Source organism: Vreelandella nigrificans (assembly GCF_002374315.1).
In the GTDB taxonomy this organism is placed as follows: Bacteria; Pseudomonadota; Gammaproteobacteria; order Pseudomonadales; family Halomonadaceae; genus Vreelandella; species Vreelandella nigrificans.
In genome coordinates, this window is the sequence record NZ_NWUX01000001.1 from 455852 (window position 1) to 472673 (window position 16822).

General features: G+C 50.9%; 16 protein-coding genes. 10 read left to right on the forward strand and 6 right to left on the reverse strand.

The window, feature by feature from the left end; translation table 11 throughout:
* The first annotated feature begins 8 nt into the window (after nt 1–8).
* Genes tamB through CPA45_RS02220 form a run of 3 tightly spaced genes read left to right on the forward strand, consistent with a single transcriptional unit; the run spans nt 9 to nt 5177 of the window.
* Nucleotides 9–4016, forward strand: coding sequence for an autotransporter assembly complex protein TamB (tamB, locus tag CPA45_RS02210; protein ID WP_096649902.1), 4008 nt, complete (start codon nt 9–11; stop codon nt 4014–4016).
* A gap of 11 nt (nt 4017–4027) precedes the next feature.
* Complete coding sequence (msrA, locus tag CPA45_RS02215) at nt 4028–4645, forward strand: peptide-methionine (S)-S-oxide reductase MsrA (RefSeq protein ID WP_096649904.1); 618 nt, start codon at nt 4028–4030, stop codon at nt 4643–4645.
* A gap of 19 nt (nt 4646–4664) precedes the next feature.
* Entirely contained in the window at nt 4665–5177 is a 513-nt protein-coding gene (locus CPA45_RS02220) for a c-type cytochrome (protein WP_096649905.1), read from the forward strand.
* Between the two features lie 29 nt (nt 5178–5206).
* On the opposite strand, the gene can is transcribed toward CPA45_RS02220, so the two are convergent.
* On the reverse strand, nt 5207–5854 hold the full coding sequence (can, locus tag CPA45_RS02225; protein WP_078087565.1) for a carbonate dehydratase: 648 nt from the start codon (nt 5852–5854) through the stop codon (nt 5207–5209).
* Between the two features lie 163 nt (nt 5855–6017).
* On the opposite strand from can, the gene gorA reads away from it, so the two are divergent.
* From gorA to CPA45_RS02245, 4 genes are all read left to right on the forward strand, one after another.
* Nucleotides 6018–7400, forward strand: a complete 1383-nt coding sequence (gene gorA, locus CPA45_RS02230) for a glutathione-disulfide reductase (protein WP_096649907.1) — start codon at nt 6018–6020, stop codon at nt 7398–7400.
* 266 nt (nt 7401–7666) lie between these two features.
* On the forward strand, nt 7667–8245 hold the full coding sequence (gene ectA, locus CPA45_RS02235; protein WP_096649909.1) for a diaminobutyrate acetyltransferase: 579 nt from the start codon (nt 7667–7669) through the stop codon (nt 8243–8245).
* Between the two features lie 77 nt (nt 8246–8322).
* A complete protein-coding gene (ectB, locus tag CPA45_RS02240; protein ID WP_096649911.1) occupies nt 8323–9591 on the forward strand; it encodes a diaminobutyrate--2-oxoglutarate transaminase in 1269 nt (422 codons plus the stop codon).
* 17 nt (nt 9592–9608) lie between these two features.
* Nucleotides 9609–9998, forward strand: a complete 390-nt coding sequence (locus CPA45_RS02245) for an ectoine synthase (RefSeq protein ID WP_078087569.1) — start codon at nt 9609–9611, stop codon at nt 9996–9998.
* A gap of 339 nt (nt 9999–10337) precedes the next feature.
* Here CPA45_RS02245 and CPA45_RS02250 read toward each other — a convergent pair whose 3' ends face one another.
* Complete coding sequence (locus tag CPA45_RS02250; protein ID WP_096649913.1) at nt 10338–10775, reverse strand: MarR family winged helix-turn-helix transcriptional regulator; 438 nt, start codon at nt 10773–10775, stop codon at nt 10338–10340.
* A 200-nt stretch (nt 10776–10975) separates the two neighbouring features.
* Between CPA45_RS02250 and CPA45_RS02255 the strand changes: the two genes are divergently transcribed.
* Both CPA45_RS02255 and CPA45_RS02260 read left to right on the forward strand, forming a co-directional pair.
* The gene (locus CPA45_RS02255; RefSeq protein ID WP_096649915.1) at nt 10976–11170 is read left to right on the forward strand and encodes a zinc-binding dehydrogenase; all 195 of its coding nucleotides are present in this window, start codon (nt 10976–10978) and stop codon (nt 11168–11170) included.
* Nucleotides 11170–12105 carry a hypothetical protein gene (locus CPA45_RS02260; RefSeq protein ID WP_096649917.1) on the forward strand — a complete coding sequence of 312 codons (936 nt, stop codon included), beginning with the start codon at nt 11170–11172 and terminating at the stop codon, nt 12103–12105. Before CPA45_RS02255 ends, CPA45_RS02260 begins: the two co-directional genes overlap by 1 nt.
* A 23-nt stretch (nt 12106–12128) precedes the next feature.
* On the opposite strand, the gene CPA45_RS02265 is transcribed toward CPA45_RS02260, so the two are convergent.
* The 3 genes from CPA45_RS02265 to CPA45_RS02275 are packed head-to-tail and all read right to left on the reverse strand — an operon-like array spanning nt 12129 to nt 14891.
* Nucleotides 12129–13043 carry a LysR family transcriptional regulator gene (locus tag CPA45_RS02265; RefSeq protein WP_208858446.1) on the reverse strand — a complete coding sequence of 305 codons (915 nt, stop codon included), beginning with the start codon at nt 13041–13043 and terminating at the stop codon, nt 12129–12131.
* 35 nt (nt 13044–13078) lie between these two features.
* The gene (locus CPA45_RS02270) at nt 13079–14092 is read right to left on the reverse strand and encodes a zinc-dependent alcohol dehydrogenase family protein (RefSeq protein WP_096649921.1); all 1014 of its coding nucleotides are present in this window, start codon (nt 14090–14092) and stop codon (nt 13079–13081) included.
* Between the two features lie 52 nt (nt 14093–14144).
* Nucleotides 14145–14891, reverse strand: a complete 747-nt coding sequence (locus CPA45_RS02275; protein WP_096649923.1) for an NADPH-dependent F420 reductase — start codon at nt 14889–14891, stop codon at nt 14145–14147.
* Between the two features lie 101 nt (nt 14892–14992).
* On the opposite strand from CPA45_RS02275, the gene CPA45_RS02280 reads away from it, so the two are divergent.
* Nucleotides 14993–15370 (forward strand): winged helix-turn-helix transcriptional regulator, encoded by a 378-nt coding sequence (locus tag CPA45_RS02280; RefSeq protein ID WP_096649925.1) that lies wholly within the window; start codon nt 14993–14995, stop codon nt 15368–15370.
* A gap of 186 nt (nt 15371–15556) precedes the next feature.
* Here CPA45_RS02280 and fabF read toward each other — a convergent pair whose 3' ends face one another.
* The gene (gene fabF, locus CPA45_RS02285) at nt 15557–16816 is read right to left on the reverse strand and encodes a beta-ketoacyl-ACP synthase II (RefSeq protein ID WP_096649927.1); all 1260 of its coding nucleotides are present in this window, start codon (nt 16814–16816) and stop codon (nt 15557–15559) included.
* Nucleotides 16817–16822 lie beyond the last annotated feature (6 nt).

A 16822-nucleotide genomic window follows, 5' to 3' on the forward strand; every position in this document is an offset into this window, starting at 1 on the left:
AGAGCATTTTGGCTAAGGTTGATTCAGCAGAACCCGCAAAGCGTCAGTTGCTCTCGCCTAAACGGCGTCTGTGGTTAGTGGTGTGGAGCTTCATACGGTTACTTATCGTAGTGCCTCTATGGTTGTTTGGCCTAGTCGCACTACTACTGGGTGTGGCGCTATCGCCCTGGGGTACAGGAGTATTGTTCTCACAAGGCGAGCAACGGGGCTATTTCACTTTTGAGCACCAGGAGGGAGCACTACTTGATCGATTTACCCTGCAGGGCTTTCGGCTAGAGCTTGGTGATACCCGCATCCATATTGATGATTTTGAGTTAGCTTGGGCGGATGACTGCTTGCTCTCTGGTCGTCTCTGTTTAGAAACCTTGCGACTTGAGGGCGCGGATATTCGATTGGGTAGTGGGGCAGATGTAGAAGAAGCTGATGACGATTCAGGCGGTCTCTCTCGTATCCAGCTGCCGTTTCCTATTGAGTTGCGTTCTATTGAGGTGAGAAACGCATATGTGAAACTGGCAGATGGTACACGCATCTCATGGGATGCCTTTACTACCTCTGCCGTGGCGGAAAAAAGCCTAGTTCGCATTGCCTCAACTGAGCTTATCAGGCCAACACTGTACCTACCGCCGTCGACTGGTGATCAGCTCACCCAGGGTGTTGAGACACCGCTGGAGGCTGCAGGTATTGATGGTGCTATCGCTGTTTTACAGCCCATAGCTGATGATATTTCCGCTGTTGCTCAGCCTGAAGCCTTAGCTACTAATGAGCGTATAGAGCTGCCGGAAATCACTCTACCTATCGATGTCCAAGTTGAAGCCCTAACCGTGTCTGATTTCAACTTGGAAGGGGTGTTTGCTTACCATGTTGAACGCTTAACATTAGAAGCTGAAACACAGGGGAATCGCATAACGGTCAAGACCCTGGAAGTGTTAACAACCGACGCCCAAGCAACGCTTGTCGCTACGACTGCGTTAGAAGGGGATTATCCGCTGGAGGCACGTTTAACCGCAGAACTTTTCTTACCAGAGCTTTTCCCAGAGCTGGAGGGAGAAGAGGTCGTGCTTGAACTATCAGGTGATCTTGCAGAGCTGTACGCTAATTTAGCAGTAACCGGGGTGGTGAACGCAAACTTAACTGCTCAAGCCGACGTACTGTCGTCGACCGTACCCTTTGCAGCTCGGTTACAAAGCGATAGCTTACAGTGGCCGCTAACCTTTCCTGATGGTGAAGAGCAAGAGGTCTATTCTCTTGAGGCGCTAGATCTTTCTGTTACAGGAAGCTTGGAGGCTTATCAGTTATCGCTGGATGTTACTGCACATGGGCCGCAAGTGCCTTCAACGCAGATCAATGTTAACGGTGATGGGGATCTTACTTCGTTCCGATGGGAGCAGCTGGCGTTACGCATTGACGAAAGTGTACTGCGTAGCCAAGGGCAAATTAATTGGGCTACACCAATACACATTGATACGCGTATCCAGCTTGAACAGTTTGATCCTTCGCACTTTGTCGACGACCTTAATGGGCGCCTTAACGGAGACATTGCCTTAAGTGTGCGCCAGCTAGATGAACTTTGGGAAGTGAGTGTGCCCAGCCTGGCTATCGAGGGTGAGCTACAGGAATACCCCCTCACTTTACAGGCAGCCTTAGAGGCAAATAGTAATCTTGAAGTCGATATTCAGGAGTTTCTGTTTACACAAGGACAAAACCGACTAACTGCTCTTGGGCAGGTTAGTCAGGAGGCGATGTCCCTTGAGGCTGAAATAGCACTGCGTGAGTTACAAGCACTACATCCCGAACTAGCAGGCACATTGACCGGCAATGTACAAGCGAGCGGCAGCTTTACTCAACCTGCACTTATTGCCCGCTTATCTGGAAGTAACCTGCGCTTTGCTGATAACCAAATTGAGCAGTTGTCGCTCGACGCAAGCGTGCAAGGACTGGACGACCCAAGGTTGGAAGTAGATCTCGGTTTACAGCAGGTCAATGCAGGAGGGCAGCTACTTTCAAGCGTGGCGTTGGAGTTGGATGGCCGTCTTTCTCAGCATACGCTCTCGATAGACGTGCAAGGTGGTTCAAACAGTGTGCTTACCCGGGCACAGCTTGCCTTAAATGGCCGTTTTGATCAGCAGAGTCAGCTGTATCAAGGGAGCTTAACTCCACTGGAAATTGATTCCGAGGCAGGTGATATCAGGTTAGTAGCACCGTTGGATCTTAGTTATAACTTAGATAGTGGGCAAGCACAGCTATCTCCGTTTTGTATCCACCGGGAGCAAGGAGGACTTGTATGTTCCGAGGAACCTCTTGAAGCCTCTGCCCAGCAGGGGCGTGCGGTGCTAAGTGTCCGTGAAGTGCCTATGGAAATGCTTGAGCCTTTCCTTCCCGAAGAGTGGAGTTTTGAAGGTGATACTACTGCCGATGTGGTTGCTTCTTGGCGCCAAGGTGGTACGCAGTGGCAGGCTGAGGTGCAACTGCTCAGTGAGCTCGCCATTACTGCCGTCAATGACTACGGGCAGCCTGTCCAACTGCCGATTATTAATCTAAATGCCCAGATAGACGCCAATCAAGCGCGGGCTGATGCCAATATAGCGCTATCGCTCTCTGAGGCAGGGGATCTCTCACTCAACCTTTCGGTAAACGATCCATTGGGACAAGGTGCGCTCGCAGGTGAGCTACGTGCAAATAACCTGTCTCTTGAGCCATATCGCCCCATGGCAGTTGGCATGGACCGTTTGGAGGGCTTGCTAAATGGTAGTGTGCAAATTAGTGGTACGACCAGCCAGCCTGACCTACAGGGGGAGCTTGCATTACGCAATATTCGTGTCCACGGCCTGGATATTCCTGTTGATATTCAAGATGGTGCTCTGGTTGTCTCTTTTGATGGTGAGCAAGGGGACATAGACGGCTTTTTAGCCGCAGAACGAGGGCGTCTGAATATCTCAGGTGATGCTTATTGGCCGGCTGGTAACGATTGGCGAATTGGTGTTGATCTTAATGCTACGCAAGAGCCGTTATTGATTGTATTACCACAATTTGGGCGCCTGGAGGCAGCACCAGATATACGCATTCGTATTACGCCTGAGCTGCTTCAAGTGCGTGGCAATGTCGATTTGCCGTGGGCTCGATTAACGCTTGGAGATTTACCCGCCTCCGCAATTTCGCCAAGTGCAGATGAAATTATTATTACCGAGCGCGATGATCGAGAAGCTGAGCGTTTGGCTCAGCAGCGCGCTATGAGTGGTGATCCTAGCGCCGCCGATGAATTAGCACAAACAGGAATGGCGCTCGATGTACTGATCACCTTAACGCTAGGCAGAGATATGCTGTTTTCAGCCTATGGGCTTGAATCTGGCTTAGGGGGCACGCTGGAAATTCGTCAGGACAGCGGCGCACTACAGCTGTTTGGTGATGTCAGCTTGGTCGATGGGCGCTTCCAGGCGTTCGGGCAGGATTTGCTGATACGGCGAGGGCAGGTGCTATTTAGTGGTCCTCCCGGCTTACCGGTGCTGGATTTTGACGCTGTGCGTAATCCAGATATTACCGAGGATGATGTTATTGCTGGTCTTAGGGTAACCGGGAATGCCGAAGAGCCTAATGTCTCCATCTTCTCTGAACCTCCCATGGATGAGACGCGTGCGCTATCTTATCTTTTGAGAGGCCGTGCTCCAGATGCTTCAGGTGGCGGAATAGATAGCGCTTTAACCACGGCCTTGATAGGCATGTCTCTTGGTCGCACGGGGAGTGCTGTTGGGTCTATTGGTGAAGCCTTTGGTATCTCTGATTTGACGCTGGATACCACGGGTGCCGGTGATGATAGCCAAGTGGCGCTAAGTGGGCAGTTAACCGATGATATTCGGATTAGCTATGGCGTGGGGATTTTCTCGCCTATAGCAGAACTCACTCTTCGTTATACTCTCTGGCGTAATCTATATGTACAAGCGGTTTCGGGGGCTAATCAGGCGGTGGATTTAATTTACACGTTTTCCCGCTCTGGCAATCCCGATATTTACCCACGGCAATAAAAGAGGGCGTTATGACGCTATTTTCCGAAAATCCGACTGTGCCAACAGGACGTGAAGCGCCTATCGAAACCAGTGAAACGCACACCGTTACTGGACATATGATGCATCCGCCTTTTCCTGAAGGGTATGAAGAAATAGTCGTGGGAATGGGGTGCTTCTGGGGGGTAGAGCGCCTGTTTTGGCAGCAGCCAGGTGTGTACATAACCGCTGCAGGTTACGCAGGTGGCTCAACTCCCAACCCAACCTACCAAGAAACCTGTACCGGCCGCACAGGTCATACCGAAGTTGTTCGTGTGATCTATGACCCAAAGCAAGTGTCGTTGGACACCTTATTGCAAATTTTTTGGGAGCAGCATGACCCCACACAAGGGAATCGCCAAGGGAATGATATTGGTAGCCAGTATCGCTCTGCGATTTATACGACGACTGATATGCAGCTGGCCACAGCTAAACACAGCGCTGATGCATACCAGCAAGCGCTTGACCGTTCAGGTAAAGGCGCCATTACCACTGAGATTAAGCCATTAGATGCGTTTTACTATGCAGAGACTTATCACCAGCAGTATTTAGCTAAAAACCCAAATGGTTACTGCGGGTTGAAGGGAACGGGTGTCACTTGCCCCATTTGATAAGTCGGAGCAGTCAAATATGCAACGCTTAATTCGTGGTACCGCGCTTATCAGCTTAGCTACGGCAGCCATAATGCATGCTACTGCGGCGTTCTCAACGGATGAAGGCGCAACTTTTCAGCAGCCACTTACCTTAGAGAATTCCCCTTTTTCCAGTGAACGAGAGGCTGTTGCTTGGCGGCAAGACGAGCTGAAAGATTTAGAACGCTTACTGCGCCAGCTCCGATTTGACTTAGTCAATAATCGCGATGCTCGTGGTGCAGCCCCTCGTCTTGTCGAGTTACAACAGCGTGCAACCCTTGAGTACTTCTTGCCGGCGTTTATTGAAGGCACACATGGACGTGGTTCAGATGCACGCCCCGCAATCTGGCAAGAGTGGGACGAATTTGCTGCAGGCTTTCGTGATCTTGAGCAGAAGGTCGCAGAGCTAGTGAGTGCCGCTGAACAAGAGGATTATCGTGCAGCGACACGAGCGTTCTCGGATGTAAGTCTAAGCTGCCGCAGTTGTCACCGCGCTTATCGGCATAATTAGTAAATGGATAAGCGCGGCTATTGCCAACGTTAGTCGCCTGGCTGGATGCGGTCGATGCGATAGAGTGTCTCGACTTGGTCTAGACCGCTAATCGTGCATCGTAGGTCTTTAACGCGGCCGTCACTTAGCCCATAGACCCAGCCATGTACTGAGATCTTTTGGCCGCGTTGCCAAGCGCGCTGTAAAATTTTGGTGCGGCACAAGCTATTAACCTGCGCCTTAACGTTCAGCTCGCACATGCGGTCAATCTGGTCTTCTATCGGCAGATGCTCAAGTGAGTCACGGTGACGATTGTACTGTTCTCGAACAGAGTGAAGCCAATAATCAACGACGCCGCACTCGCTGCCAGTTACAGCGGCTTTAATGCCACCACAGCCATAATGACCCACAATCATCACATGGCTGACCTTGAGAACGTCAACGGCATACTGCACCACCGAAAGCGCATTCATATCAGTATGGTGGAGTAGGTTAGCTACGTTTCGGTGAACAAATACTTCGCCTGGTGGCAACGAGATGATCTGATTTGCGGGCACGCGGCTATCAGAGCAGCCAATCCATAAGTAATCAGGATTTTGTTGGTTGGAGAGGCGTTTGAAGTACTCTGGGTCCTCTTCGCACATGCGCTCAGCCCAAGCGCGATTGTTTTCGAGGAGCGTCGCAATAGGGTCAGGCATGGAATCTCCGTAGGATGGAATTATCAGGTTAAAAGGCGCTAGATATCAGCAATAGTAGCGCTGCGTTAATTCTGAGTAGGGGTTTTAACCTTCCCTGTATGTAAGGTCAATCTTCAGTTTACCGCCAGTGCCAATAATTTGGTGCTGTAGATAGGAGTCAACCATGCCAGCAAATGCTGATTACGAGTATGATTTATTTATCATTGGCGCCGGATCAGGCGGAGTTCGTGCTGCCCGTATGGCTGCTGCTACAGGGGCCCGGGTAGCAGTTGCAGAAGAACGCTACTTAGGTGGGACTTGCGTCAATGTCGGATGTGTTCCCAAAAAGCTCTACTCATACGCTGCCCACTTTCACGATAGTTTTACTGACGCTGCAGGCTTTGGCTGGCAGCTCCCTGAAGCCGCTGTATTTGACTGGCCAACGCTGCGGGATAATAAAACCCTCGAAATCAAACGACTGAACGGTATCTACCAGAAGATGCTGGAAGGTGCTGGTGTTACTTTATTCAGTTCCCGAGCCCAGCTGATTGACGCGCATACTATTTCATTAACGCTAGAGGGGAGAGAGGTCCAGGTCACCGCGAAACAGGTACTGTTGGCGACAGGAGGATGGCCTTGGGTGCCTAGCTTTCCAGGCAGTGAATACGCGCTTAACTCCAACCAGATATTCGATTTAGAAGCCTTTCCAAAGCGCTTTCTAGTATTAGGTGGTGGCTATATTGCGGTTGAATTTGCCAGTATTTTTAACGGATTAGGTAGTAATACACACCTAATTTACCGCGGTGAGCTATTTTTAAAAGGCTTCGATCAAGAGGTTCGTGAGTTTACCCGCGACGAGATGGTCAAAAAAGGCGTTAACCTCCACTTTGAAGCTAATATTCAGCGAATTGAGCCTAGCGGTAGTGCGCTTAATGTATACCTCACCACTGGAGAGGTGCTAGAAGTTGATGTCGTTCTCGCTGCGACTGGGCGCCGGGTAAATGTTGAGGGCTTAGGATTAGACGCATTGGGAGTAGCATTAGATGAGAACGGGAAAGTTCCTGTGAATAATCGCTATGAAACGACAGTTCCTTCGATATTAGCCTTGGGGGATTTAACCGCGGGCCCTGAACTTACCCCTATCGCCTTGGCTGAGGCAATGCAGTTGGTGGACATCCACTTCAATAAAATGGAGCTTCAGCCATTAGATTATTCCACCGTGCCTACGGCTGTGTTTTGCCACCCTAATATCGGTATGGTTGGGCTTACCGAGGAAGCCGCTCGAAAGACATACTCTAAAATCCGTGTGTACCGTACCGACTTCAAACCTATGAAGCATACGCTTTCGGGAAGCTCTGAACGTGTACTAATGAAGTTGATCGTGAATGATGAGAATGATGTCGTCCTAGGCGCTCATATGGTGGGTGACGAGGCGGGCGAACTAATTCAGGGGCTTGCGATAGCTGTAAAGGCTGGCCTTACCAAGAGCGATTTCGATCGCACAGTAGGTATTCATCCAACGGGTGCTGAAGAGTTTGTCACAATGCGCACGCCTTCCCGCTACTAAGTAGGTTAATGACATAAGTTGGTTAACTACAAGCTGGTTGTTGTCATATTGGGTGGGCTTAGGCCCGCCTTTTTATGTCGTGCACTTGGCAGTAATTGATCTAGGCCTTTACTCATGTCCCTAGCGGGAAAGCCCTTGGCTAGCGGGTTTTTACAGGTATTATAATATTAAATTATGGAAAACATGGGTAAGGATAATGTGGATTTTGAATTGCTCATAATCAGCTGTTATAATGAGCGTCAAATTCGCTACAGCGAAGCATAACCATGAGTACGCCAACCAAACCTTTTACACCCTCTGCTGACCTTGCGCGACCTACCGTCGCTGACGCTGTTGTTGGTCACTCGGAAACGCCACTGTTTATCCGTAAGCCTAATGCAGATGATGGCTGGGGAATTTTCGAGCTGATAAAAGCTTGCCCACCACTTGATGTGAACTCTGCCTATGCCTACTTGCTATTAGCGACACAGTTTCGCGACACCTGTGCTGTAGCAACTAATGAAGAGGGCGAAATTGTTGGCTTCGTCTCAGGCTATGTAAAAGACAATGCGCCCGATACCTATTTTTTATGGCAGGTTGCGGTCGGTGAAAAGGCGCGTGGGACAGGGTTGGCGCGGCGCTTAGTCGAAGCAATCATGTCTCGACCTGAGCTTATGAATGTACACCATTTAGAAACTACTATTACTCCCGATAATCAAGCCTCATGGGGGTTGTTTCGTCGTCTCGCGGCTCGTTGGCAAGCCCCTCTTAATAGCCGCGAATATTTCTCTACTGAACAGCTGGGTGGAGAGCACGACCCGGAAAACTTAGTCCGTATTGGCCCGTTTCACACCAATACTATTTAAGTTTCGTTTTCCGTTCTCGTTGACCCAGCTTGCTCTATGCCTGCTAGGCTCATCTATCAATACAAGGAGGTCGCTTAATGCAGACCCAAACGCTTGAACGCTTAGAATCTAATGTACGTACTTACTCTCGCTCCTTTCCAGTCGTGTTTACTAAAGCGCAAAATGCGCGTTTAACTGACGAAAATGGTCGCGAATACATTGATTTTCTAGCCGGCGCTGGCACTCTGAATTATGGTCATAATAACCCCCACTTGAAGCAGGCAATGATTGACTACCTGGCTACAGATGGGATCGTACATGGCCTTGATATGTGGACGGCCGCCAAGCGTGACTATCTAGAAACCCTTGAGGAAGTGATTCTTAAACCTCGCGGCCTTGAATACAAAGTTCATTTGCCGGGACCAACAGGCACCAATGCCGTAGAAGCGGCCATACGCTTGGCCCGTGTTGCTAAAGGTCGCCATAATATTGTGACCTTCACCAACGGCTTCCACGGCGTAACAATGGGCGCATTGGCCACAACAGGTAATCGTAAATTCCGTGAAGCTACAGGCGGTATACCCACACAGGGCGCCAGCTTCTTGCCATTCGATGGCTACATGGGTGAGCACACGGACACTCTGAATTACTTTGAGAAGCTACTTAATGATAAGTCAGGCGGGCTAGATATTCCGGCAGGCGTAATCATTGAGACCGTGCAAGGAGAGGGCGGTATTAACGTTGCGGGCCTAGACTGGTTGAAGCGTTTGGAAAGTATTTGCCATGCCCATGACATACTGCTGATTGTTGATGATATTCAGGCGGGCTGTGGCCGCACTGGAAAGTTCTTTAGCTTCGAGCATGCGGGTATTACCCCTGATATCATTACCAACTCAAAATCGCTATCTGGGTTTGGTTTGCCTTTTGCTCATGTGTTAATGCGCCCTGAGCTCGATAAATGGAAGCCAGGCCAATATAACGGTACTTTCCGCGGCTTCAATTTGGCCATGGTTACAGCAACAGCAGCACTGAAAAAATATTGGTCTGATAGTACCTTTGAGCGTGACGTGCAACGCAAAGCGCGTATTGTTGAAGAGCGCTTTCAAAAGCTGGCAGCATTGCTGAGTGAAAATGGCATACCTGCAAGTGAACGAGGTCGCGGACTAATGCGCGGTATTGACGTTGTTTCAGGTGAAATCGCTGACAAAATCACCAGTAAAGCGTTTGAGCATGGCTTGATTATCGAAACCAGTGGCCAGGATGGCGAAGTCGTTAAGTGCCTCTGCCCGTTGACAATTACGGATCAAGACTTGTTGGAAGCGCTGGATATTTTAGAAGCATCTGTCAAAGCTGTGATCAGCGAGTAATTTTAAGGAGCACTCACATGATTGTTCGCAATATTGAAGAAGCACGCAAAACAGACCGCCTGGTAACCGCAGAAAACGGAAACTGGGATAGTACACGCCTTGTGTTGGCCAACGATGGCGGTAACTTTTCTTTTCACATTACCCGCATTTTTGAGGGTACTGAGACACATATTCACTATAAACATCACTATGAGTCTGTGTACTGCATTGAAGGTGAGGGTGAGGTTGAAACGTTAGCCGATGGTAAAATTTGGCCAATTAAGCCAGGCGATATTTACATCCTTGACCAGCATGATGAGCATCTACTGCGTGCTCATAAGACCATGCATTTGGCGTGTGTGTTCACTCCTCCCATTACTGGTAACGAAGTGCATCAAGAGGACGGTTCTTACGCACCAGCCGAGTAGTCGACGTTGTTGTGGCGTTGTAAAACGCTGATGTAGAGTAACTGAATAAAAAAGCAGCCTTGCTGATCAGCAGGGCTGCTTTTTGCTGGAGGGTTAGGTGGTAGCGGCTGCTCGGCATCTGATTGATGGTCACCAGATTAGTGAGTGTTCCGCCTACCAGCTTGTAGGCATTTCCCGAACGGCAAGCCAGGGTACCCAATACGGCATGTGAAGAACCTCATTGGGTCAGTGGTGCCGATCTAGGGGAAAGGTCATGAACATTGGCGCGACAGATTTTTTAAACTGAGCATTGTGGACTGATATCTATTTTCGTACTTCGTACATATATTATTTGGCTAATCAGTCTAATGGAGTAATACTATTGTTGCAGCTTAAGCCCTCTTCTATCAACGACTCCTTATCAGAAACATCAATAGAGTTGGCAACTTCTATATTTTTATGTAACTTATGTAATAGTTTAATAAAAGTTTTGACTTCGTTTTCTGAAAAACCATTAAGTAGAGCTTCTTCTCTCGCCAAAGCAACGTGAATGATCTCTTCATGAACTGACTCACCCAATTCTGTCAAGGAAATAATCTGTTGTTGTTTACTGTTCCTCTTGAACTGACAATTAACAATACCTTGAGATCGAAGTGATTTAATGGCACGGCTTATTGCCGCCTTGTCAAAGCCTATTACATCCCCAATACGAGTTGCCGTAATATTAGGTTCTATGGCCAGCATAGCAATAATACGCCACTCAGTGATTCCTATCCCAAAGTGTTTTCTGTAAAGCATAGACGCCCCATTCACATACCTGATGAAATAGCGAGGCTATCTCTTTTCCCAGCCAAAGTAATCCCTCTGACCGAAGGGATGAAAAAGCCCTGAAACATTCCTGTGTCCTGTGCAGGTATTAAGTGCAAATTATAGTGTTGTCCTTCGTCTTCGATTTATCGAATATCTTCGTAAGAATTTATTTGGGTACGGAGGAAGGTATGACACACGAAATCCATATCACCAAAACAGGAAGCCCGGATGTCCTGTCGCTTCGTGAGGTCTATGCCGCTGCCGAGGCCGGGATCCTCGCTGCTGATATTTGGAAAACGTATCCGCTGACGCAGGTGGCTGACGCGCACCAGACGTTAGAGAGCCGAACAGCCATGGGGCCGAACGTGCTAAGGCCTGAATAATGGAAGCCATTATCGTTATAGTGCTCGAAGCAGGGCGGAGCGCTGTCGATGTTGCCCTCTATACACTGCTGCCTATCATGGTAGTAACGATGGTTCTGCTTCGTTTTTTTGAAGCCAGCGGTGGGCTAGAGAAGTTTATGACCGCGGTGGCGCCCATTGCCCGTCCCTTTGGCCTGAACGGATTAGGGGTGTTGGCGATGCTGCAGATAAGTTTCGTAAGCTTCGTCGCGCCGCTCCCAACGCTGGTACTGATGGAAAAAAGAGGCGCTTCCAACAGGCACCTTGCGGCGGCACTTGCCGCCATACTTGCCATGGCACCGGCCAATGCCGTTTTTCCACTCGCCGTGATGGGGCTGAATGCCGGTGAAGCGCTATTGATTTCCCTACTCGGCGGATTGACGGCAGCAGCCACGACTTACTGGCTCTGGGGAAGAAAGCTATCCAGGGAACCCCATAATGCTGAGCATTTGGAACAGAAAGTTGCAGAAAAATTTTCAGTCCTCAAAATAATTAACACCAGTGGCGCTGAGGCCATTCAGATTGTCATTAATATCATCCCCATGCTGTTACTGTCTCTCGTTGTAGTGACAGCGTTGAGACATACGGGAGCCATCGGTAGCCTACAGGCATTAATGGCCCCCGTTATGAACATAATAGGTGCGGAGCCTGAACTCCTATTACCGTTCTTAACTAAATATTTGGCGGGCAGTACCGCGTTAGTGGGTGTCATGCATGATCTAAACGCTCAGGGTCAGCTCAATTTATCCTTGGTGAGCTTGACCAGTGCGGGGTTTTTGCTGCACCCACTAGATTTACCGGGAGTCGCCATCCTGCTATCCGCTGGTGCGCGTTTAGGCAAAACTGCTCTCCCTGCCATTTTAGGAGGCGTTATCGGTATTACGCTGCGCACCTTTCTTGGCACCATGATGAGTTAGAATGACAGCCTCACCTGTTGACGTTACCGGGAGAGCCAAGGCGGCCCGTTTTCGAAGCAACCGACGATCCATTCAATAAATGCTTCTGTTCGAGCGGGCGCGAAATCGGCCGAGGGGCGTACCAAGTATATTCCTCCGCTGGCGTCAAAAGACCAGTTGGGCAACACCGGCACCAGAGTACCTTGGGCAAAGTCCTTTGCCATTAGCCAATCGCCTGCGCCTAAAATGCCAATGCCCTGGCGTGCGGCCTCCAGTAGCGCGAGACTGTCGTTAGAAAGGAGAGAACTCTTCGTTATCACTGACTCTACACGATCTCCATTTGAGAGCTGCCATTCTGGAAACGTTGCCAAAGCGGGAAACGCCAAACAGTTGTGATGGATGAGGTCTTCGGGTTCGCTTGGCAACCCATGTTTAGCCACATACTCCGGCGACGCGCCAAGCACCCGTCTTTGATGCCAAAGCTTGCGGGCCTTCAATCGACTATCCTGAAGTACACCAATTCTAATGGCCGCGTCGAACCCTTCTCCGACCAGATCCACGTACTGCTCGTTGTAAAAGACGTCAACGTTCAGTGCAGGGTACATCTTCAGAAATTCGGGCAGCATTGGTGCAAGCCATAAGCGCCCCATCGTGGCTGGAAAGGCCAATCGCAACTTGCCCCTAAGATGTTCTGCGCCGTCGCTCGCCTCTAATTCTGCATTATGAAGCGAGTCGAGGGCTGATTCCGTTTTGTCTGCCAGCCGTCGCCCTGCATCGGTCAGCCGGATTTGGCGCGTTGTTCTTTCGACCAGCCGCACCCCAAGACGAGCTTCAAGTGAAGCAATACGTTTGGAGATGATAGTGGGATGACGATGTAAACGACGCCCCGCTTGAACGAACGACCCCTCGTGAGCGACGGCAAGCAGGGCGGTAAGCTCATCAATCTGTCGACTGTCCACTATGTAAACTCTTTGTAGGGCTAATCAGTGATGGGTTAGTGGGCCACGTCAATCACAACCTTGCCGACATGATTCCCGCTGGCAAGGCGCTGGTAGGCTTCACGGTATTCTGCGAACGGGTAAACCTGATCAATGACCGGCTTCACTTCGTGCTGGGCCATTGCTGCGAGCAGCGCTTCAAAATTAAGCCGAGGGCCAATGGCCGTACCGGCAACTCGAAGAGAGCGTGACAGTATGTCGATAGGTGGCAGGCCACCACCGATCCCGCTTGTGAATCCGACTATCGCGATTTCCCCACCAATTCGACACGATGCCGCAGACTTGACGATGGTTTTCTCACCCGCGATATCGACGACTTTGTCGACACCCTTACCATCGGTCAGTTCGAGAATCTCGCGATCCCAATCCGGGAAGGTGCTGTAGTTGACAACCGACTCGGCACCCAATGACTTCAGCATCTCGGCCTTCTCATCGCTAGACGTAATTGCCAGGACGCGCGCACCAAACATCCGTGCCACCTGGAGCGAGAAAAGCGCGACACCGCCAGTACCTTGTACCAGAACGGTTTGACCTGGCTGAAGAGGGGATGACAGATTGAGGCCTGTCCAAGCCGTAACGGCTGCGCATGGCAACGATGCCGCCTCAATGTACGACAGGTATTCAGGCAAATGCACAACGGCGTTTTCATGCATGAGAATATATTCGGACAACCACCCATCTGCCGATATTCCCAAGCTGTTCAAATGATACTCCGCCTGCATGGGGCCACCGACCCAGTGTGGGTTGCAGCTTGCGGATACCCGATCACCGACGTTCGCTCTGGTGACACCATCGCCAACCGCGACGACTTCACCCGCTCCATCTGATAGAGGGATACCGTTTTTCTTGGTTGGCCCGCCATATTGACCATTCAATATAACCTGATCACGAAAGTTCAGCGAGGCAGCATGAACGCGAACAAGTACCTCATGGTCTGTTGGGGTCGGCGTTGGTTCGTCATGCAGTTCCAGGTCTGGCTTTTCTGCAGACGTCCATCTGACAGCTTTCATCTCTCTTCTCCTTGCGTGGAATAATGGGATATATCACTACCGGTCTGCCCACTTAGGCAGGCCAATTCAAAGACCGGTTAAGAGCGACCACATCGGCATGGGTCGGGTTCGACCCGAGTACAGTAAATTGCTCAGGCAACTGAGCGCGCTTGCGAGGTGCTTCGCCTTCTACTGCGGCAGCCAGCGCTTTGCGCATTGTCTCGGCGTCCCAATCGCAGCAGTAGGAGGGTGTTGATGGCTGCTGCCGCCATGATTCATCCAGGGTTCCGCCATCGACCGGGTCAAAGCCGACCTCATCGACGAGCCCCATGACCTTTTGTTTCTGGTTAACGTCATCACCGGCTACTGCCACCGCAAGCCGGTCTTCTGCTCCTCGGGGGCGGCCCAGCTCGACCAAGGAGTAAGCCAGAATGTTATTGAAAGCCTTGATCACAGGGCGGCCAAGCTGCTCCGCAACCCATACGCTCTCCACCTGTCCCGAATCAATATCGGGAATACACGGATCGCCTAGCTCTGGGTAGTAGTTGCTTGTACTAACGATAGGCGTCGCTTGAGGCGTGTTTTCAAAGAGCATTTTAGGCAACGTTGCAATGGCTGACAGCGGGATCGCCAGGATAACCAGTTCCACTCTGTCGACCGCGCCGTGAGTGTCGGCCGCCTCAGCGCCGATTTCGTCCGCGAACGGCCGAACGTCGTCCGGCCCCTTGGAGTTTGCGACTCGAACCTGATGTCCCGCAGTGGCTAACTTGCGGGCAAGTGAGCCGCCGATGTTACCAGTACCGATTACACCGATTTTCATTGCTATACCTAGCCTTCTAAGTTGCTTTACAGCAAAATAGAGACAAGCGAACATAAGCGCAAGAACCTACTAAAAAGTGCAATACCCACCAAAAGGTAAGTATGACTGATCGAGATTGGCGTTGCGAAGACCCTGAGCAGCAGCTCGTTTGGGCTTCCGCAACCAGCGAAGCCTTACGAGTGCTTGAAGGAAAATGGAAAATTGTCATTATCATTCAGCTGTTTGCGGCAAAAAAACCGTTACGTTTTTCCGAGCTGGAACGTCGCGTCGACGGTGTCAACCAGAAGATGCTCATCCAACAGCTTCGACAGCTGGAGAAAGACGGCATTGTGACAAGGACGATTTATCCGCAAGTGCCGCCAAAGGTGGAATATACGTTAACCGAGATGGGCATCGCGCTCGGACCCTCTCTAGAGGCACTGATTGACTGGGCCTTTATGCGTCGCGAATCCCTTGGCGATCAGGCTGAAAATGCATGATAAGAGCCCCTCATAATAGGAAATCTACCTATAAAGGTTAGACAAAGCCGTGTTTTTGTTTTTTAACCTTGTCGGCTAGCAGGTACGATTAATAAAGAGAAAGCGTTGCTCTTTGTGGCAACGCTTTTGTAATGATTTTATCGATTTACAGTTCACATTTGCTGCTATGTAAGACAGCTTCTTGCATCATTTCCAACCCCGGAAAATGACGCTGGCGTTGACGCCACCAAAGCCGAAGCCATTGGATATAGCGTGCTCCATCGACATTTGGCGCGCTGACCCCCGCACCAAATCAAGCCCTTCGCTAGCAGGATCGGGATTCTCCAGGTTGAGGGTGGGCGGCGCAATCTGGTCACGTAGCGCCAGAATGGTCAGAATCGCCTCCAGGCCCCCGGCCGCTCCTAGCAAATGACCGGTCGCCGACTTGGTCGCGCTGACGGCCACTTTGTCACCAAAGGTGCTTTTGATGGCCGCGAGTTCTCCTTTGTCTCCTAATGGAGTGGAAGTGGCGTGGGCGTTGAGATGCTGGATATCGACGGGTTGCAGCTTAGCCTGCGCGAGCGCGTTTGACATCGCTCGTTGGGCGCCACTGCCGTCCTCGGGGCCTGACGTTATGTGGTAGGCATCAGCCGTTGTGCCATAACCGACAATTTCAGCGAGGGGAGTCGCACCACGGGCAAGCGCATGTTCAAGCTCCTCTATGACCAGAAGCCCTGCGCCTTCACCCATCACAAAGCCATCCCGGGCGCTATCAAAAGGGCGGGAGGCCTGTGTTGGCATGTCATTGAAATGCGTAGACAGCGCGCGAGCGGCCAAGAAGCCCCCCAGGCTCACTTCGTTGATGCAGGCCTCGGCCCCACCGCAGATGGCGACATCCACCTCATCGGCCCGAATCATCCTTGCCGCATCACCAATCGCCTGGACGCTGGCGGCGCAAGCGGTTACCGGCGCCCCGATAGGGCCTTTGTAGCCATAGCGAATAGAGACATGACCAGCAGCCAGATTGACCAAGAACGAAGGCACGGTAAAAGGAGACAGGCGACGTGCGCCTCGGGTGTCACTCGTGCGAACGGCATCTGCAATGGCTGGAAAGCCACCCACCCCAGAGGCAATCACCGTTGCGGTTCGCTCTTGCTCGTAAGCTTGCGTGGGATACCATCCGGCCTGGTTAACGGCTTCCTCCGCCGCTGCTAGTGCAAGCAGCATAAAGCGATCCATTTTGCGCTGATCCTTAACCGGCACAACGTTATCGGCATTGAAGCCGGCCTCTGGATCTTCCCGGTGATCGGGAATAATCCCGGCAATTTTGACCGCCAGGTCATCCGCCATTGTGTCAGGCAACCGTCTAATACCTGACTGGCCATTCAAAAGCCTTGTCCAGCTAGCTTCTGCTCCAACCGCTAAAGGGGAAACCAGCCCCAATCCAGTCACAACAACTCTACGCATTTTTAG